We start from the raw sequence: 16,416 nt of genomic DNA on the forward strand, positions 1-16,416 counted from the left end.
CTCCAAAATATGCACGTTTGAAAGCCCTGCGTTTTCAGGACCTTAAAACGAAAGACTAATTGCATAATGAAGAAGTTATTGCTTGGCGCTTTTCTGGTTGCCTCTGCCTGCACGACCAAACCACTGGGGATGTCCGTTCCAACGCAAGCCGGTCACAATCTGCATTCGGCGCGGGTTGCGGTCGATTCCTGCTCTCAGGAAGCTGACGAAGGTGGAAACAGCGCCGTCATCGGGGGATATGCAACGAATATCCTGCTGTGGGGTATCCTCATCGGCCCTGCGATTACCGCCCCGATCCAGGACGAACTGCGCACGCAGGGCGAAATCGATCAGGTGGACCGTTGCCTGCAAGAGCGCGGCTTCGAACGCCGGGAACTGAGCGCAGGTGAATCGTTCTGGGTGCGCAACGCCTTTGGGGAAGAGCGGGAGCGCCGGTTGGACCATCTGGTTGGCGGCATCACCATTGAAACCTGCGGCGCACCAAAGACCTAACCTCCGGCCTTCCATCTGGCCCAGACGTCTGGCGTGCCGTTGAAGGTGTTGATGTCCACCCGGCCCTGAACGCCCGGAACCAGACCGGTGCCGGTATATTGCCAGAACCGCCAGACCGCGCGGGGATAGACATTGCGGGGGTGGCCTGCAACAGATCTCAGCCAGAACTCGGTCTTGGGCAGGCGCCCGATATCGGTGTCTTCATAGAAATCCACCGTGGAATAGACGATCGGGCGGCGGCCATAGTGTCGTTCGAGAATGTCCAGGAAACGCTGCGCCTCGGCGCGGACGGTTCTGCCATCGGGGCGCAGCGTGCAGGTCTTGGAATGCGGTGTCCATTCCATATCCAGCACATGCGGCAGGTCTGCCCCTTTGGGCACGTTCTGGATGAACCAGCGGGCCTGTTCCCGGGCCGACCGGCAGAAATAATAATAGTGATAGGCGCCCCAGGGCACACCGGCCGACTGCGCGCCGCGGCGGTGATCGTCGAACAGGGGATCGGCCACGTCGCCGCCTTCGGTCGCTTTCAGAAACACAAAGCTGACACCTGATGCCCGGGCCGTGCGCCAGTCAATCGGCCCCTGCCAGCGTGACACGTCAAGGCCATGGATCGGGTATTGTCTGGGGTGACGCCCTTCCCAGTCATGGGGATCCGCGTCGCCGAAATCGGGGTAGATCACAAGCGGTGCTGTCCTGTCCACGCCCGGAACGGGTTCAACGGCCTGAGGTTTCGGGCCGCCGCGCCCGCAAGACATCAGCGCAACGGCCGTTATGGCCATCATGAATGCCAATCGCATCATAGGGTCCTGTCTGAAATATCTGCTCATATTATTTGCCTCAGAATGCCTGATCTGGGCGGCATGGCAACGCCTTACTTTCAGGCTGGCGGATTCCTACCGGCGCCTTGGGCAAGACAGGGCGTTTTTCCCTTGATCCCTGCCGGCAATACCCTTAAACGACCGCAATCCGGTGCCGCGTTCTGCGACTCCGGTGTTTTGGTTTGCACCATGGCGTGACGTCCCGCTTTCTTCGGCAGGGATGCGTCGGGTCAGGCCAGACCAAAGGAACATTCGATCTGACCTCTGGCGGGCTGTACGCAGGACCCGGTGAAGACCAAGAGCTCTCAGGCCGTACCCAACTTCGTGGACCAACCACGAGCAGATAGGAGAAACTGCGATGGACCTGATCGCACAGCTTGAGGCGGAACAGATTGCCGCCCTGGGGAAAGACATCCCCGATTTCAAAGCCGGTGACACTATCCGTGTCGGCTATAAGGTGACCGAGGGGTCGCGCACCCGTGTGCAGAACTACGAAGGCGTCTGCATCGCGCGCAACAACGGCAGCGGCATTGCCGGTTCGTTCACCGTTCGCAAAATCTCGTTTGGCGAAGGCGTGGAGCGTGTGTTCCCGCTGTATTCGACCAATATCGACAGCATCACCGTTGTCCGCCGTGGTCGCGTTCGCCGCGCCAAACTGTACTATCTGCGCTCGCGTCGCGGTAAATCCGCACGTATCGCAGAGGTCACCAACTACAAGCCTAAAGCTGGCGCCGAAGCGTAAGGAGCGGAAAGATGAAAAAAGACATCCATCCCGATTATCACGTCATCGACGTCAAGATGACCGATGGCACCGTCGTTCAGATGAAATCCACCTGGGGCAGCGAAGGCGACCAGCTGGCACTGGAAATCGACCCTTCGGTACATCCTGCATGGACCGGTGGTTCGTCGCGCCTGTTGGACGCTGGCGGCCGCGTGTCGAAGTTCAAGAAGAAATACGAAGGCCTGGGTTTCTAAACCTTTGCCACAGTCTTTCAAAGGAAGGTCGCCAGCGGGCGGCCTTCTTTCGTTTCAGGCCCCTGTTTTCCCCGGTTTCTGATCCTTGGGTTTCGTGAATTCGGCCGCGTCGTGCAATGGCGGAACCGGACCGCGCAGCAGGAGCAGCGCGATCACCAGCCCTATACAGGCCGCGATAGCAGCCATGAGCATCGCCGCATCAAACGCATTATCCCGCAGGTCCCGTAATGCTTTGGCCAGTGTTGAGCCTGTTGACGGGTCAAGCCCGGCAATCAACTGTTCCACCTGTGTTGCCGTGCCATGCGTCAGGGCGCGCGCAAGGTCGCCGCGCTGTGCCGACCCGTCGGGCAGCGCCGCGATGACTTCGGACAGGCCGGAGCGGATGGTCAGAGACGCGGCCAGACCGCCGACAACCGATCCCATCGTGGCCCCGAAATACAGGAATGTGTTGATCACCCCGGACCCCTGTCCGACATGTTCGTCGGGCAGCAACCGAAGCCCGAGACGGGGCAGCAACGAAAAACAAATGCCGATGCCAACCCCCACAATGATCAGCTTCCACCAGATTTCAGCATAGCTGTCGATGTTCGAGGTTGTTGTCAAAAGCAGGAAGCCGCAGGCCATCAATCCCATTGCGACGGTCACCGGCCATTGAAAACTGTATGGCGCAAGCAGGCGCGGAGCGGTGACGGAAATGACAAACATGCTCAGGCTTAGCGGCAGTATCGCGACGCCTGCCTCAACCGGTGAATAGCCGAACGCGTCCGGGGATTGGACGAACACGTTGAAATAGATAAAGAAACAAAACAACGCAAATCCCACAAAGAACATCCCCGTTGCCGCCATAAGGTAGCGCGGGTGCCGGAAATATCGGAACTCGACCAGCGGATCGTCGCTGCGCCGCGAGGTATAAACCAGACCGACAGCCGCCAAAGCGGCGACCCCCAAAGGAACAATGGTCAGGGCATTGTCCCATCCGCGTGCTTCACCGTTGCTGAGTGCGAATGACAATGGACCCAGAAGCAAGACAATGGCTATCGCCCCTGCGGTATCGAATTTCGCACCCCGAAGGCGCGTATCCGGGACATAGTTCTTCCTGCTGACCTGCAGGCCGATCACAAACGCAATGGCAAGCAATACAAGGTCCGTGGCGAATACCCCGCGCCAGCTCAGGAAGTTGGCAAAACTTCCTCCGACTATGGGCCCGACGCCTATCGCAAGGCCCACAATTGCGCCCCACACACCGGTCACGCTGGCCCGTTCTTCCTCGGGCGTTGCGGCGGTCAGCAGGGACAATGAGGTGCCGAACAGGGCCGCCGCCCCCGCCCCCTGCGCGCCACGCCCAATCAGCAGCATCGCCGCGTTCTGTGAAAACAACACAGAAGCAGAGCCGCAGGCAAACACGATCATGCCAAAGAAAAAGACACCCATCTTGCCCGTGATGTCCCCAAGCCGGCTTACAATCGTCACAAGGGTCGCGCTGGCCACCGTATAGATCGCCATCACCCATTGCAGGCCCGAAGGCGTCAGATCGAACTCGGCCTTCAGATATGGAAGGATGGTCGCAACAGCGGTTGTGTTGAAGCCGACGACCATCATGCAAATGGCCGTCATTGCAAGAACAACGCGTGAACCGCCTGAACTTTCCGCAGCAGTGTCCGGCATGCCAATGCCCCTTTCACCTGCCTTGAAGATGAACCGAAGAGGACCCCTGCAAAACCTGCAAGACCGTTCGGTGTAAATCTGTTTGGTATTTAACCAAATTTTCCGTCCCCCGCATAGTTTTCCCGATCCGGCCCAACCGGCGCCACCGCGAAAGGACCCATTGGGCGGGCGATCCGTGCGTGTATGAATCAGGCAAAAGGCGCGATTGATTCCAGTGCGGATCGTTGCAGGCAGCGGTTGTTCAAGATGTTCGGGACTAGGCGCCGACACGGCGATATCGCTGCCAAGACCGTGATCGGATAGCCGATCAAGGCAGATCACCAGACTGGTGCCTTCCCGTAACCCGCGCACTGCGCTGTGTTTTCCAAAATAGAGTCCGATAATGCCCAAAAGCGCCGCTTGAGGTTCTTTTCATCGCAGGCGACACAACATATAGTGGGTGCCAACAACGTGTAGTCAAACACGGCAAGACTTGGGAATACAAGCATGGCACATATCATTGTGGTCGGTAACGAAAAAGGCGGCGCTGGAAAATCGACCGTGTCGATGCATGTGGCAACCGCATTGGCCCGACTGGGGCACAAGGTCAGCACGCTGGATCTGGACCTGCGGCAGCGCAGCCTTGGACGGTATTTCGAGAACCGGAACAACTTTCTGAAAAGCGCGGGCCTGACGCTGCCCGGCCCCCGCCATCACGACCTGCCCGAGATCGATGCCAGCACGCTGAAGCCGGGCGAGAATATCTATGACCACCGCCTGTCTGCTGCCGTGTCGCAACTGGAAAGCGACAGTGACTTTATCCTGATCGACTGCCCCGGCTCTCATACCCGGCTGAGTCAGGTGGCCCATTCGCTGGCCGACACGCTGATCACCCCTTTGAACGACAGTTTCATCGATTTTGACCTGCTGGCGCGGATTGATTCAAAGGGTGAGAAAATCCTTGGCCCGTCCGTCTATTCCGAGATGGTCTGGAACGCCCGGCAATTGCGGGCGCAGGCCGGGCTGAAGCCCATCGACTGGGTCGTTGTGCGCAACCGCGTCGGTACCCAGCGCATGGTCAACAAGGAAAAGATGCAGCGCGCGATCGAAATGCTGTCGCAGCGCATCGGCTTCCGCGTCGCTTCGGGCTTTTCCGAACGGGTGATCTTTCGCGAACTGTTTCCGCGCGGCCTGACCCTGCTGGACCTCAAGGATATTGGCGTCAAACAGCTGAACATCTCGAACATCGCAGCGCGTCAGGAACTGCGCGACATGATGCGAGAGCTGAACCTGCCGGGTGTCGAGATCGACTTCTGATCAGCTGTATTGGAGGTAGGGACGCGGACGAAGCGGATATCTATCGTCAATGAATGTCGTTCTGGTGTGCGGGAACTCTTGGCACATCAATCGCCAAGGAACTGACCCATTTACATTCGTGGCCGTTACGAGCAGCGACGATCCGGTCTTCAACATGACTTGCCTCCCAAACAGCAACGCATTCCAATCCAAGGCACTCGCTCAGAAGCGCTGGCCGTTCCCAGCCTTGCTCCGCAAAGTCTGAATGATAAAGCGAAAGAGCCCCAGAAACATTGTCCTGCTTGAAACGGTAGTCTTCCTTCATCACATCACTTCGAGGCTCAACCCAGCCAACTTTCAGCCAAAAACCTCTGCTAATAACGTCACGGTAGACAAAGGACTTGAACAATATCGGTAGGTGAATCAGATCTTTGATTGCCGGGCGCTCTGAGAAATATCCTTCAAAAACCGCGACGAAATACTCTTCCCCAAGTTGCCCATATGCCCAACAGTTTTCAGCTATTGGAATCTCAACTAAAGCCCCAGCTTGCCAGCGCTGCCGTTTTGTAGCTTGGCCTCTTTGTGCTCGTAGAAAGTTATTCGTGCCCATGCTTCGTGCATCGCACGCTCAGCACCTATTCTCAATGTCAAAGAAGGCCTCAAACCAGCCCTTCGTTCAAATCCTCGCTGCCCTCGAACATCCGCTCCAACCCGCCGTTCTTGTCCGGTAGAACAAAGGTGCTCCCTCAGGACTTTCAGTTTCGGAACCGCTGAACGGGGCGGCCTCGGTTTCACCCGGTAACTGATGGCCCGCCGGGACTGTATACTGTGAACAGCTCTTTGGGTTCGTTCACCCCGCGCAGCATGTAGCGCCCGACCGAGATGAGGTCTTGCGCGCAGGGGCGTGCCGCGACCGCGACGTCGTCCGAGATCAGGATTCGCTGACCCAGCGACCGGTGCATTCCCGCGATGCGGGCGGCCTGATTGACGGCGGGGCCGATCACTGTGAAATCCAGCCGTGTTTCGGACCCGATATTGCCATACAGGATTTCGCCGGAATGCAGGGCCAGCGTGAAATTCGCAACCGGCAGCCCCTTTGCCTGACGTCTGGCGTTCAATTCATCCATACGGGCTTGCAGCAAGGGCACCGCGCTGAGCGCGGCACGGGCGTCCTCGTCGATTTCGCCGACATCGAACATGGCCATCAGCCCATCGCCCATGAATTTCAGGATATTCCCACCCTTGTCGTGCACAACGCCCACGGCCACGGCCAGGTAATCATTGAGCATGTCGATGATCTCGTGACCCGGCAGGTCTTCTGACAGGTTGGTGAACCCTTCCAGATCGAAATTCCAGATCACCGCATCGATCTGCTGCAATGATCCGCGACGAATCTCACCCGACAGGACGCGGCGCCCGGCATCACGACCCAGATAGACCCGCATCAGGTCTTCGGTCAGGTTCTGGTTCTTGGCGGATTTAAGCGCCAGCCCCAGATGCGGCAATACCGCATGAATGTGCCTGAGGTCGCTGTCATCAAACCCGGACGGCGCGTCGCTGGCCCAGGACATCAGGACGCCATCACTGACTTTTTTGGTACCGTCGGGGCGCATCTTCCCTGACCCCTCATACGAGATGCCGGTGGCATAATAATCGGTCGCCCCAACCTCTCTCAGGTCGTTCAACAACGGGAATCGGCTGGGTTCATTATGGTCGACCAGTTTGACCCGGATTTCATCCAGATCCTCGTTCAGCAGCGCATAGAGCGGGCTTTGTTGCCACATTTCGCTGGGCGTATCCGTGTTTTCAAACTTCTCGGATTCACCGCCGGTGCTTTTGTACCAGCTATATCCGGTTCCGCCATAAACCGGGTGCAAGGTCGACTGCGCCGCATGAAACCGCATTAGCGGAATCCCCATATCGACCAGGCTGGTGCAGAAGCCTTCCAGCAACTCTTCCTGCCCGGCACCCTCAAGCCCCTTTTGGACCAACCAGTCAATCAGGGTGTGTGTGGATACCTTGGCAGGTTCAAATGACGTCATTTCAAATTCCGTATCAAGCATGACACACATCTGGGGGCGGCAGGCGCCAATTACCAGTGGTCAATCCACGCCAGCCAACCGTCGCAACATCTGGCGCAGCAAGGCGGCCTCTTTTTCGCTGAACAGGTCCGACAGCCTGGCGTCATAGCTTGCAGCCACCCCGTACAAGTCGCGATACACAGCTTGCCCGGCGGGTGTCAGTGTCAGCCATTCCGCCCGACGATCAGATTCGTCCCGTGTGCGTTTCAGGTACCGGCGCTCCTCGAGCTTGGCAACTGCACGGCTGATCTTGGTCTTGTGCATTCTGGCCCGTTCACCAATTTCCTTGGCGGTCATTTCGCCAAACAGCCCCAGATGGAACAGCACCCGCCATTCGGTTCTGAGCATTCCGTACCGCCCCTTGTAGACAGCCTGAAATTCCAACGAGGCGCGCTCGGCCGCCTGGTTCAGCAGGAACGGCAGAAAATTCTGCAGGAAAAAGTCATCATTTTTTTCAGATTCGTCATGTGTCATGCTTGTTAGTTACAAAATCAACTATTAACCGACAAGCAGCAAACGGAGGAATACGTAATGAACCGTCCGACGGATCCGCATTCATTGACGCAAGCAGCAACGCCTGTTGGTACCCATGCCGGTTACATGCCCGGCTTTGGCAACGACTTTGAAACCGAGGCGCTGCCCGATGCGCTGCCGCAGGGGATGAACAGCCCGCAAAGGTGCAACTACGGGCTCTACGGTGAACAGCTGAGCGGCACGGCCTTTACCGCCAACCCGCCTGAACGCACCTGGTGCTATCGTATTCGCCCGTCGGTAAAGCATTCGCACCGTTACGAAAAAATCTACTTGCCCTATTGGAAATCGGCCCCCTGCATCGACCCGGATGTGATCAGCCTGGGCCAGTATCGTTGGGATCCGGTGCCGCATTCCGACGAAGGTCTGAACTGGATGACCGGGATGCGGACCATGACGACGGCGGGGGACGTGAACACCCAGGTTGGCATGGCCTGCCATATCTATCTGGTCACCGAATCCATGGTCGACGACTATTTCTTCTCGGCCGATTCCGAGTTGCTGGTGGTGCCACAGGAAGGACGCCTGCGCTTTGCGACTGAACTGGGAATCATTGACCTTGAGCCCAAGGAAATCGCGATCATCCCGCGTGGACTGCTCTACCGGGTTGAAGTTCTGGAAGGCCCGGCACGCGGCTTTGTCTGCGAGAATTACGGCCAGAAGTTTGAACTGCCGGGTCGCGGTCCGATCGGGGCCAACTGCATGGCCAACCCGCGCGATTTCAAAGCTCCGGTCGCCGCCTATGAGGATCGTGAAACCCCGTCGACCGTGACGATCAAATGGTGTGGCCAGTTTCATACCACGAAAATAGGACACAGCCCGTTGGATGTGGTGGCATGGCACGGCAATTATGCACCCTACAAATACGATCTGCGCAACTATTGCCCGGTTGGCGCGATCCTGTTTGACCATCCCGACCCGTCGATCTTTACCGTTCTGACGGCACCCTCTGGCCAGCCCGGCACCGCAAATATCGACTTTGTCCTGTTCCGCGAACGCTGGATGGTGATGGAGGATACGTTCCGCCCGCCCTGGTATCACAAGAACATCATGTCGGAACTGATGGGCAACATCTACGGCCAATACGATGCGAAACCGCAGGGCTTCATTCCCGGTGGCACCAGCCTGCACAACATGATGATTCCGCATGGTCCCGACAGGGAAGCGTTTGACAAGGCATCCTATTCCAATCTGGGGCCGGAAAAGCTGGACCAGACGATGTCGTTCATGTTCGAAACCCGGTTCCCCCAGCACCTGACGCCGTTTGCCGCCAATGAGGCACCGTTGCAGGACGACTATATCGACTGCTGGACATCGCTTGAGAAGAAGTTCGACGGCACACCAGGCAAGAAATGACCCTCAGACTGGGTTACCCAGACGGCACTCGTCCTGATGGCGAGGAACATTCCCATTCCGGTTGCAGACGTACTGCCGCCGCAACCGGAAAACAAAGGCGGGGCCTTGGCAGCCAACCTGCTGCAACCGCGCCCGCTCTGGGCTTTGGCGCCTGTCTATTCGGGGTTATGATCGTTTCGAACCACGTACCAAATACAACAATATAGGGGCAAAATATGCCTTTGATGAAATCCTGGGTGGCCTCGGCCAACGACGCGGCGCATCCGTTTCCACTGAATAACCTGCCTTACGGTGTTTTCTCGACCGAAGGAGATGATCCGCGCTGCGGCGTGGCCATTGGCGACATGATCCTCGACATGGCCGCGGCCGAGGCCGAGGGTCTTGTCGCGCTGAACGACTATCCGCTGTTCGACGTGCCCTATTGGAACGATCTGATGGAAGAAGGCCCCGCCGTCTGGGCCGCCCTGCGCGAGCGGCTGACCGCGCTTCTGTCCAAAGGGTCGAAAGAGCAGGAGACTGTTGAACCGCTGCTGGTGCCGATGGCCAAAGCCACGCTGCATATGCCGCTGGTTGTCAGCGAATACACAGACTTTTACGCCGGCAAGCAACACGCCCAGAACATGGGCGCCATCCTGCGCGGCTCGCCCGATCTGCCGGCAAACTGGCTGCATATCCCGATCGGGTACAATGGACGAGCCTCCTCGGTCGTGGTGTCGGGCACGCCGATCCACCGCCCCAATGGCCAGACCAAGGCCCCCGATGCCGAGATGCCGTCCTTTGGCCCCTCGAAACGGCTCGATATCGAGCTGGAGATGGGCGCCATCGTCGGCACCGGGTCGGAGTTCGGCCAGCCGATCACGGTGGACGAGGCCGATGCGATGATCTTTGGCTATGTGCTGCTGAACGACTGGTCGGCGCGCGATATCCAGGGCTGGGAGTATCAACCGCTGGGGCCGTTCCAGGGCAAGGCATTCGGCACCTCGATCTCTCCGTGGATCGTGACGGCTGCCGCGTTGGAGCCGTTCCGCGCGCCCACCCCCCCGCGTGAGAAAGAGCTTTTGCCCTATCTCAAGGGCAGCAAGGACGGGCTATACGACATCGAGCTTGAGGTTCTGATGCAGCCCGAAGGCGCCGACCGCGCCTCGGTCATCGCCAGGACCAACTATAACCGCATGTATTATTCGGCGGCTGAGCAGCTGTGCCATCACGCCATTGGCGGCTGCGCGATGAACCCGGGCGATCTGTTGGGCTCGGGCACCATCTCGGGGCCGGAACGCAGCGAATTCGGCTCGCTTATGGAACTCAGCTGGGCCGGGCGCGAGCCATTTACGCTTGAGACCGGCGAGACCCGCAGCTTTATCGAAGACGGCGACACAATGACCCTGACCGGCGCTGCCAGGGGCGATGGCTATACCATTGGCTTTGGCGATTGCACCGGCACCGTTCTGCCTGCACTCAATTCCCCATTCGGGCGATGACGCACTGAGCTTCATCTTTTTCCAAATACTCCCGCCGGAGGCATCCAACCTCTGCCTTCCGCGCAACCGCAAAAGGACAAAACCAAGATGGCCAAAGCATTCGCGTCCCAGGGGGACATGTCGGAAAAGAAAATCTCGTTCACTGAAGTGGGCGAAGGGCTTTATGCTTTCACCGCCGAGGGTGACCCGAACTCGGGCGTGATCATTGGCGATGACAGCGTGATGATCGTCGAGGCACAGGCGACCCCGCGCCTGGCCAACAAGGTGATCGAATGCGTGCGGTCTGTGACCGACAAGCCGATCACCCATGTGGCGCTGACCCATTACCACGCAGTGCGGGTTTTGGGTGCCAGCGCTTTTGGCGCGCAACAGATCCTGATGTCCGACATGGCCCGCGCCATGGTGGTGGAACGCGGTCAGGAAGACTGGGACAGCGAATTCCAGCGCTTCCCGCGCCTGTTCGAAGGGCATGAAAGCATCCCCGGCCTGACCTGGCCCACCACCACATTCAGCGACACGATGACCGTTTATCTGGGCAATCGCCGGATCGACCTGATGCATCTGGGGCGCGCCCATACCGCCGGCGATATCGTCATCCACGTGCCAGACCAGAACGTGATGTTCACCGGCGACATCGTCGAATATCACTCGGCCTGCTATTGCGGTGACGGGCATTTCAACGACTGGGGCGACACGCTGGACGAGATCAAGTGGTTCGATGTCGACGCCATCGCACCGGGACGCGGCGATGCGCTGGTTGGCAAGGACATGGTCAATGCCGCCATCGAAAACACTCGCGATTTCGTCGAAAGCACCTACCGCCCGGCGGCCAGGGTTGCGGCGCGCGGTGGCAGCCTGAAAGAGGCATGGGATGCAGTCCGCGCCGAATGTGACCCGAAATTCGCCAATTACGCGATCTACGAACACTGCCTGCCGTTCAACGTCGCCCGCGCCTACGACGAAGCCCGTGGTATCGACACGCCTCGCATCTGGACCGCCCAGCGCGATCTTGAGATGTGGGAGGCCCTGCAGGGGTAAGGAAAAACGACCCAGTTTGATCCAGATCGTTTTAGGCGGCGGGATTCAATGAAACCATATGCCAAAGGCTTCGGCACATGTTGCCGGAGCACAGGACATGCAGCACTTTGGCCCATCTGCTTGGGGGGAAGCCCATGAACAAGATCTTTGAAACTCCGCTTTACGGCTATGAACGCAGTCCGGATCAGGACAGCCCGACGCCAGTTCGGCGCAAGGTTATCGTGATCGGCGCGGGCCCGGTTGGTCTGGCCGCGGCGATTGATCTGGCGCAGCAAGGGGTCGACGTCGTGGTTCTGGACGAGAATGACAAGGTCAGTTTCGGCAGCCGCGCCATCTGTTTCTCGCAACGCACGCTGGAAATTGCCGACCGGCTGGGATGCGGGGGCCGACTGGTCGACAAGGGCGTCCTGTGGGACCGGGGCAAGGTCTTCTTCGATGATCGGCAGGTCTATGACTTCAACCTGCAACCGGATGAAGGTTATGCCAACCCTGCCTTCATCAACCTTCAGCAATACCATTTTGAGAACTATTTCGTTGAACGGGTCCGCGAGTTGCAGGCAGAAGGCGCACCGATTGAGATACGCGGGCGCAACAAGGTCGAGGCGATTGGCACGCATGACGATCACGTGCGGCTGGAGGTCGAGACACCAGAAGGACCTTACACAATCGAAGCCGAATGGCTGATTGCCTGTGATGGCGCGACATCCCCTGCCCGGCGGATGTTGGGCATTGATTTCGAAGGACGGATATTTGAAGACAACTTCCTGATTGCAGACGTGATCATGGATGCGGATTTTCCGTCTGAACGCTGGTTCTGGTTCGATCCGCCGTTCAATCGCGGGCAATCCGCGTTGTTGCACAAACAGCCCGACAATGTGTGGCGCATCGACTTGCAGCTGGGTTGGGATATCGACAAGGAACGCGAAAAGCGCCCCGAGAACGTGATCCCCCGCCTCAAGGCGATGCTGGGCGATGATGTCGAGTTTCAGCTTGAATGGGTCTCGATCTATACGTTCCAGTGCCGTCGCATGGAAAGCTTCCGCAAGGGGCGTGTTCTGTTTGCGGGTGACAGCGCGCATCAGGTCAGCCCCTTTGGCGCGCGCGGGGCCAATTCCGGCCTTCAGGACACCGACAACCTGTGCTGGAAACTGAAGCTGGTTCTGGATGGGAAAGCGCCTGAAACTCTGCTGGACAGCTACAACACCGAACGCGTGTACGGGGCCGACGAGAACATCCTGAATTCCAGCCGCTCGACCGATTTCATCACCCCAAAATCCGAAATGTCGCGGATCCTGCGCGATGCGGTTCTGGACCTGAGCGAACATTATGATTTCGCGCGCCCGCTGGTGAATTCGGGCCGCCTGAGCCAGCCCTGCACCTATGACGGATCCTCGCTGAATTCCGCGGACGCGCTGAACGGCCCGGCCGGAACGCGCCCGGGTTCGGCCTGTCCCGACGCTCCGCTTGGTGACGAGTTTCTGCTGCCCAAGCTTGCAGGCAAGTTCACGCTTTTGACCATTGATGCAGACGCCCCTGATACCCTGGAAGAAGATGGGATCGAGGTCACGCGACTGGCGCTGTCGGTCAAGGATGATATGACGCTGGCCCTCAAACGCCGCTATCTGGGTGACGCGACCAGCGCGGTCTACCTGATCCGCCCGGACCAGCATGTGGCGGCCCGGCGTGACAGTTACGAAGAAAACACCTTCCGGCACGCGATCCGCAGAGCCTGCGGTAAGGAGTAAGCCCCATGTCAGACCTGATCCTAACCCCGAACATCAAAAACGCCGATGACTTCTATGCCGAACTTCTGGCCGCGCATGAAGGCCTGGAAAAAGCAGACAGCGACGCGCTGAATGCGCGGCTGGTGCTGGTGCTGGCCAACCACATCGGTGACAGTACGGTTCTGACGGACGCCCTTCGCGCTGCCGCTTTGACTGACAGTTGACAGGCCCGGGCGTGAGCGACGTCGTCCTTTATGACTATTGGCGGTCCTCGGCCAGTTACCGGGTGCGGATCGCCCTGAATCTGGCCGGGATCGCGTATCGCCCGGTTGTTGTCGATCTGGTGGGCGGCGCACAAAAGGGCGATGAACATATCGCGCGAAACCCACAGGGCTTTGTGCCGGTTCTGGATATTGACGGGCTACGGCTGACGCAATCGCTTGCCATCCTCGACTATCTGGACCGGACCCGGCAGTTGAACCTTCTGCCTGATGATCCGGCGGAACGCGCGCGTGTTCAGGCGCTGGCTTATGCGATTGCGGTCGACATCCATCCGGTCTGCAACCTTTCCGTTGCGCGCTATGCCACCACCCTGAGCCATAACGCCCCCGACATGCCCGGCGACTGGATGCTGCATTTCATCAAACCCGGGTTGCAGGCGTTCGAAACCATGTTGGGGGATTTCGAACAGACCCCCTATTGTGTTGGGTCAAAGCCCGGTCTCGCCGACCTCTGCCTGATCCCGCAGATTTATAACGCACGCCGGTGGCAGGTTGATCTGTCGGATATGCCCCGCCTGCTGCGGGTTGAAGAGGCCTGCGCCGATCACCCCGCCTTTGTCGCGGCGCATCCCGACGCACATGCGCCGCACTAAACCTGCACAGACCCTGTTTGCATGTGCAGCTAGGTTTTTATCGTTTTGAGCCTTAGCTTTGAGCCAACAAAGCAGATGAGGTTTCTATGCCCGAGATCACCGGCTATCACGCCCATATCTATTTCGATGCCTACACGCAGGACACCGCGCAGCAGGTCTGTGAAGAGGCGGCCCGCCTGTTCCCTGTTCAAATGGGCCGGATGCACGCCCGAAACGTCGGCCCCCATCCTCGCTGGAGCTGCCAGCTGGGCTTTGCCGCTGGGGCGTTCGATCAGGTCATCCCATGGCTGATGCTGAACCGGCAGGGTCTGACGGTCTTCACGCACCCGGAAACCGGTGAACATCTGGAGGATCACTGCGACCGCGCGATCTGGATGGGTGAGATGCTGGCGTTGGACCTGTCGATATTCGACAACCTTTAACCCAGCGCCCGTGCCTGATCCCGCAGAACGAATTTCTGCACCTTGCCGGTTGATGTCTTGGGCAGGGTGCCGAACACCACCGTTTTGGGTGCCTTGAAATGGGCCATCCGGTCGCGACAGAAGGCGATAAGCTCTGCCTCGGTTGCTGCTGCGCCGGGTTTCAACTCGACAAAGGCGCAGGGCGTTTCGCCCCATTTCTCATCGGGACGGGCCACCACGGCAGCCTCCATCACCGCCGGATGCTTGTAGAGGATGCCTTCGACCTCAACAGATGAGATATTTTCGCCGCCCGAGATGATGATGTCCTTTGAACGGTCCTTGAGCGCGATATAGCCATCGGGGTGCATGACACCCAGATCACCGGACGCGAACCAGCCACCGTGAAAGGCCTTGTCGGTAGCGTCGGGATTCTTGAGGTATCCTTTCATCACCACGTTGCCCTGCATGAATATCTCACCCATGGTTTCGCCATCAGCCGGAACCGGTTCCAGCGTTTCCGGGTCGGCCACCATCAGTCCGGACAACGCTGTATAGCGCACCCCTTGCCGCACCTTGAGGGCCGCGCGGTCTTCAGGCCCTTTGCTGTTCCATTCGTCTTTCCATGCGCAGACAACCGAAGGCCCATAGGTTTCGGTCAGGCCATAGACATGCGTGACCTCGACACCCATCGCCTCCATCGCTTCGATCACGGCCGCAGGCGGCGGGGCACCTGCCGTCATCACCTTGATCTGGTGGTCAAAGTCCTTCAACTTATCCGGAGCGTGGGCCAGCATGTTCAGAACGATCGGCGCACCGCAGAAATGGGTCACTTTCTCGTCCCGGAAAGCAGCATAGATCGGTTCGGCCCGCACCGCGCGCAAGCAAACGGAAACACCTGCATTGGCTGCCATGGCCCACGGGAAGCACCAGCCATTGCAGTGGAACATCGGCAGGGTCCAAAGATAGACCGAATGCTTGGGCATATCCCAGTCCAGCAAATCCGACTGTGCGTTCAGGGTCGCGCCGCGATGGTGGTAAACCACGCCCTTGGGGTTGCCCGTGGTGCCCGAGGTATAATTCAATGTGATCGCGTCCCATTCGTCCGCTGGCAGTGACCAGTCAAACGCGGGGTCGCCTTCGGCCAGCAGGGCATCATAGGTCAGGCGGCCCAGCTTTTCACCGCCGTCGAAGGTGGGGTCTTCGATATCGATGACCAGAATGTCATGATCGACCTGTTGCAGCGCATCTTTCACCACATCCGAAAACTCGGGGTCGACCAGCAGCGCCTTGGCTTCGGCATGGTTCAGGATGAATGCGACAATCGGCGCATCCAGCCGCGTGTTGATTGCGTTCAGAACAGCGCCCGTCATGGGCACGCCAAAATGCGCCTCGTACATTTCCGGGATGTTGGCCGCGATTATCGAAACGGTATCGCCCCGTCCAATCCCACGCGCTGTCAACGCACTCGCCAGACGCCGGCAACGGGCATAGGTTTCAGCCCAGGAATACCGGCGATCCCCATAAACCACGGATGGGTAATCCGGGTAGACCTGCGCCGTCCGTTCAATGAACGTAAGGGGCGACAGAGGTGTGTAATTTGCCCGGCATTTGTCCAAATGACGCTCGTAGATATGTGTCGCTGCCATCCGCTGTCCTCCCGAAACGCAGTTTGGGCGAATTGAGCACAAAGTTAGCGTTCTGACAAACC

General features: G+C 58.7%; 17 protein-coding genes. 11 read left to right on the forward strand and 6 right to left on the reverse strand.

The window, feature by feature from the left end; genetic code table 11:
- Positions 1–66: 66 nt before the first annotated feature.
- Entirely contained in the window at positions 67–492 is a 426-nt protein-coding gene (locus ACR0ES_RS13370; RefSeq protein WP_480870965.1) for a hypothetical protein, read from the forward strand.
- Here the strand turns inward: ACR0ES_RS13370 and ACR0ES_RS13375 are convergent.
- Positions 489–1,289, reverse strand: a complete 801-nt coding sequence (locus ACR0ES_RS13375) for a glycoside hydrolase family 25 protein (protein ID WP_480870967.1) — start codon at positions 1,287–1,289, stop codon at positions 489–491. The two genes, ACR0ES_RS13370 and ACR0ES_RS13375, sit on opposite strands and share 4 nt — an antisense overlap.
- 379 nt (positions 1,290–1,668) lie before the next feature.
- Here ACR0ES_RS13375 and rplS point away from each other — a divergent pair, with 379 nt between their 5' ends.
- A complete protein-coding gene (gene rplS / locus ACR0ES_RS13380; RefSeq protein WP_267366771.1) occupies positions 1,669–2,052 on the forward strand; it encodes a 50S ribosomal protein L19 in 384 nt (127 codons plus the stop codon).
- An 11-nt stretch (positions 2,053–2,063) separates the two neighbouring features.
- Positions 2,064–2,285, forward strand: coding sequence for a 50S ribosomal protein L31 (rpmE, locus tag ACR0ES_RS13385; RefSeq protein WP_267366773.1), 222 nt, complete (start codon positions 2,064–2,066; stop codon positions 2,283–2,285).
- 54 nt (positions 2,286–2,339) lie between these two features.
- Here rpmE and ACR0ES_RS13390 read toward each other — a convergent pair whose 3' ends face one another.
- Positions 2,340–3,950: an MFS transporter gene (locus tag ACR0ES_RS13390; RefSeq protein WP_480870969.1), complete on the reverse strand. Its 1,611-nt coding sequence runs from the start codon at positions 3,948–3,950 to the stop codon at positions 2,340–2,342.
- 486 nt (positions 3,951–4,436) lie between these two features.
- Here ACR0ES_RS13390 and ACR0ES_RS13395 point away from each other — a divergent pair, with 486 nt between their 5' ends.
- Entirely contained in the window at positions 4,437–5,246 is an 810-nt protein-coding gene (locus tag ACR0ES_RS13395) for a division plane positioning ATPase MipZ (RefSeq protein WP_267367261.1), read from the forward strand.
- A gap of 46 nt (positions 5,247–5,292) precedes the next feature.
- On the opposite strand, the gene ACR0ES_RS13400 is transcribed toward ACR0ES_RS13395, so the two are convergent.
- From ACR0ES_RS13400 to ACR0ES_RS13410, 3 genes are all read right to left on the reverse strand, one after another.
- A complete protein-coding gene (locus ACR0ES_RS13400; RefSeq protein WP_480487205.1) occupies positions 5,293–5,835 on the reverse strand; it encodes a hypothetical protein in 543 nt (180 codons plus the stop codon).
- A gap of 181 nt (positions 5,836–6,016) precedes the next feature.
- Entirely contained in the window at positions 6,017–7,288 is a 1,272-nt protein-coding gene (locus tag ACR0ES_RS13405) for an adenylate/guanylate cyclase domain-containing protein (protein ID WP_480870972.1), read from the reverse strand.
- Positions 7,289–7,327: 39 nt separating this feature from the next.
- On the reverse strand, positions 7,328–7,780 hold the full coding sequence (locus tag ACR0ES_RS13410; RefSeq protein ID WP_480538751.1) for a MarR family winged helix-turn-helix transcriptional regulator: 453 nt from the start codon (positions 7,778–7,780) through the stop codon (positions 7,328–7,330).
- Positions 7,781–7,837: 57 nt separating this feature from the next.
- Between ACR0ES_RS13410 and hmgA the strand changes: the two genes are divergently transcribed.
- The 7 genes from hmgA (at position 7,838) to ACR0ES_RS13445 (ending at position 14,729) form a co-directional block, all read left to right on the forward strand.
- Positions 7,838–9,193, forward strand: coding sequence for a homogentisate 1,2-dioxygenase (gene hmgA, locus ACR0ES_RS13415; protein ID WP_480870974.1), 1,356 nt, complete (start codon positions 7,838–7,840; stop codon positions 9,191–9,193).
- A gap of 215 nt (positions 9,194–9,408) precedes the next feature.
- Entirely contained in the window at positions 9,409–10,671 is a 1,263-nt protein-coding gene (gene fahA / locus ACR0ES_RS13420; RefSeq protein ID WP_480507314.1) for a fumarylacetoacetase, read from the forward strand.
- A gap of 87 nt (positions 10,672–10,758) precedes the next feature.
- Entirely contained in the window at positions 10,759–11,709 is a 951-nt protein-coding gene (locus ACR0ES_RS13425) for an MBL fold metallo-hydrolase (RefSeq protein ID WP_480507312.1), read from the forward strand.
- A gap of 134 nt (positions 11,710–11,843) precedes the next feature.
- Positions 11,844–13,454 carry an FAD-dependent oxidoreductase gene (locus ACR0ES_RS13430; RefSeq protein WP_480586494.1) on the forward strand — a complete coding sequence of 537 codons (1,611 nt, stop codon included), beginning with the start codon at positions 11,844–11,846 and terminating at the stop codon, positions 13,452–13,454.
- Positions 13,455–13,459: 5 nt separating this feature from the next.
- Positions 13,460–13,657, forward strand: coding sequence for a DUF2783 domain-containing protein (locus ACR0ES_RS13435; protein WP_209506076.1), 198 nt, complete (start codon positions 13,460–13,462; stop codon positions 13,655–13,657).
- A gap of 11 nt (positions 13,658–13,668) precedes the next feature.
- The gene (maiA, locus tag ACR0ES_RS13440) at positions 13,669–14,307 is read left to right on the forward strand and encodes a maleylacetoacetate isomerase (protein ID WP_480483802.1); all 639 of its coding nucleotides are present in this window, start codon (positions 13,669–13,671) and stop codon (positions 14,305–14,307) included.
- An 86-nt stretch (positions 14,308–14,393) separates the two neighbouring features.
- Positions 14,394–14,729: a DOPA 4,5-dioxygenase family protein gene (locus tag ACR0ES_RS13445; protein WP_480870976.1), complete on the forward strand. Its 336-nt coding sequence runs from the start codon at positions 14,394–14,396 to the stop codon at positions 14,727–14,729.
- Here the strand turns inward: ACR0ES_RS13445 and ACR0ES_RS13450 are convergent.
- Complete coding sequence (locus tag ACR0ES_RS13450) at positions 14,726–16,354, reverse strand: acyl-CoA synthetase (RefSeq protein WP_480870978.1); 1,629 nt, start codon at positions 16,352–16,354, stop codon at positions 14,726–14,728. The two genes, ACR0ES_RS13445 and ACR0ES_RS13450, sit on opposite strands and share 4 nt — an antisense overlap.
- Positions 16,355–16,416: the final 62 nt, after the last annotated feature.

Source organism: Ruegeria sp. N7, from assembly GCF_056531345.1.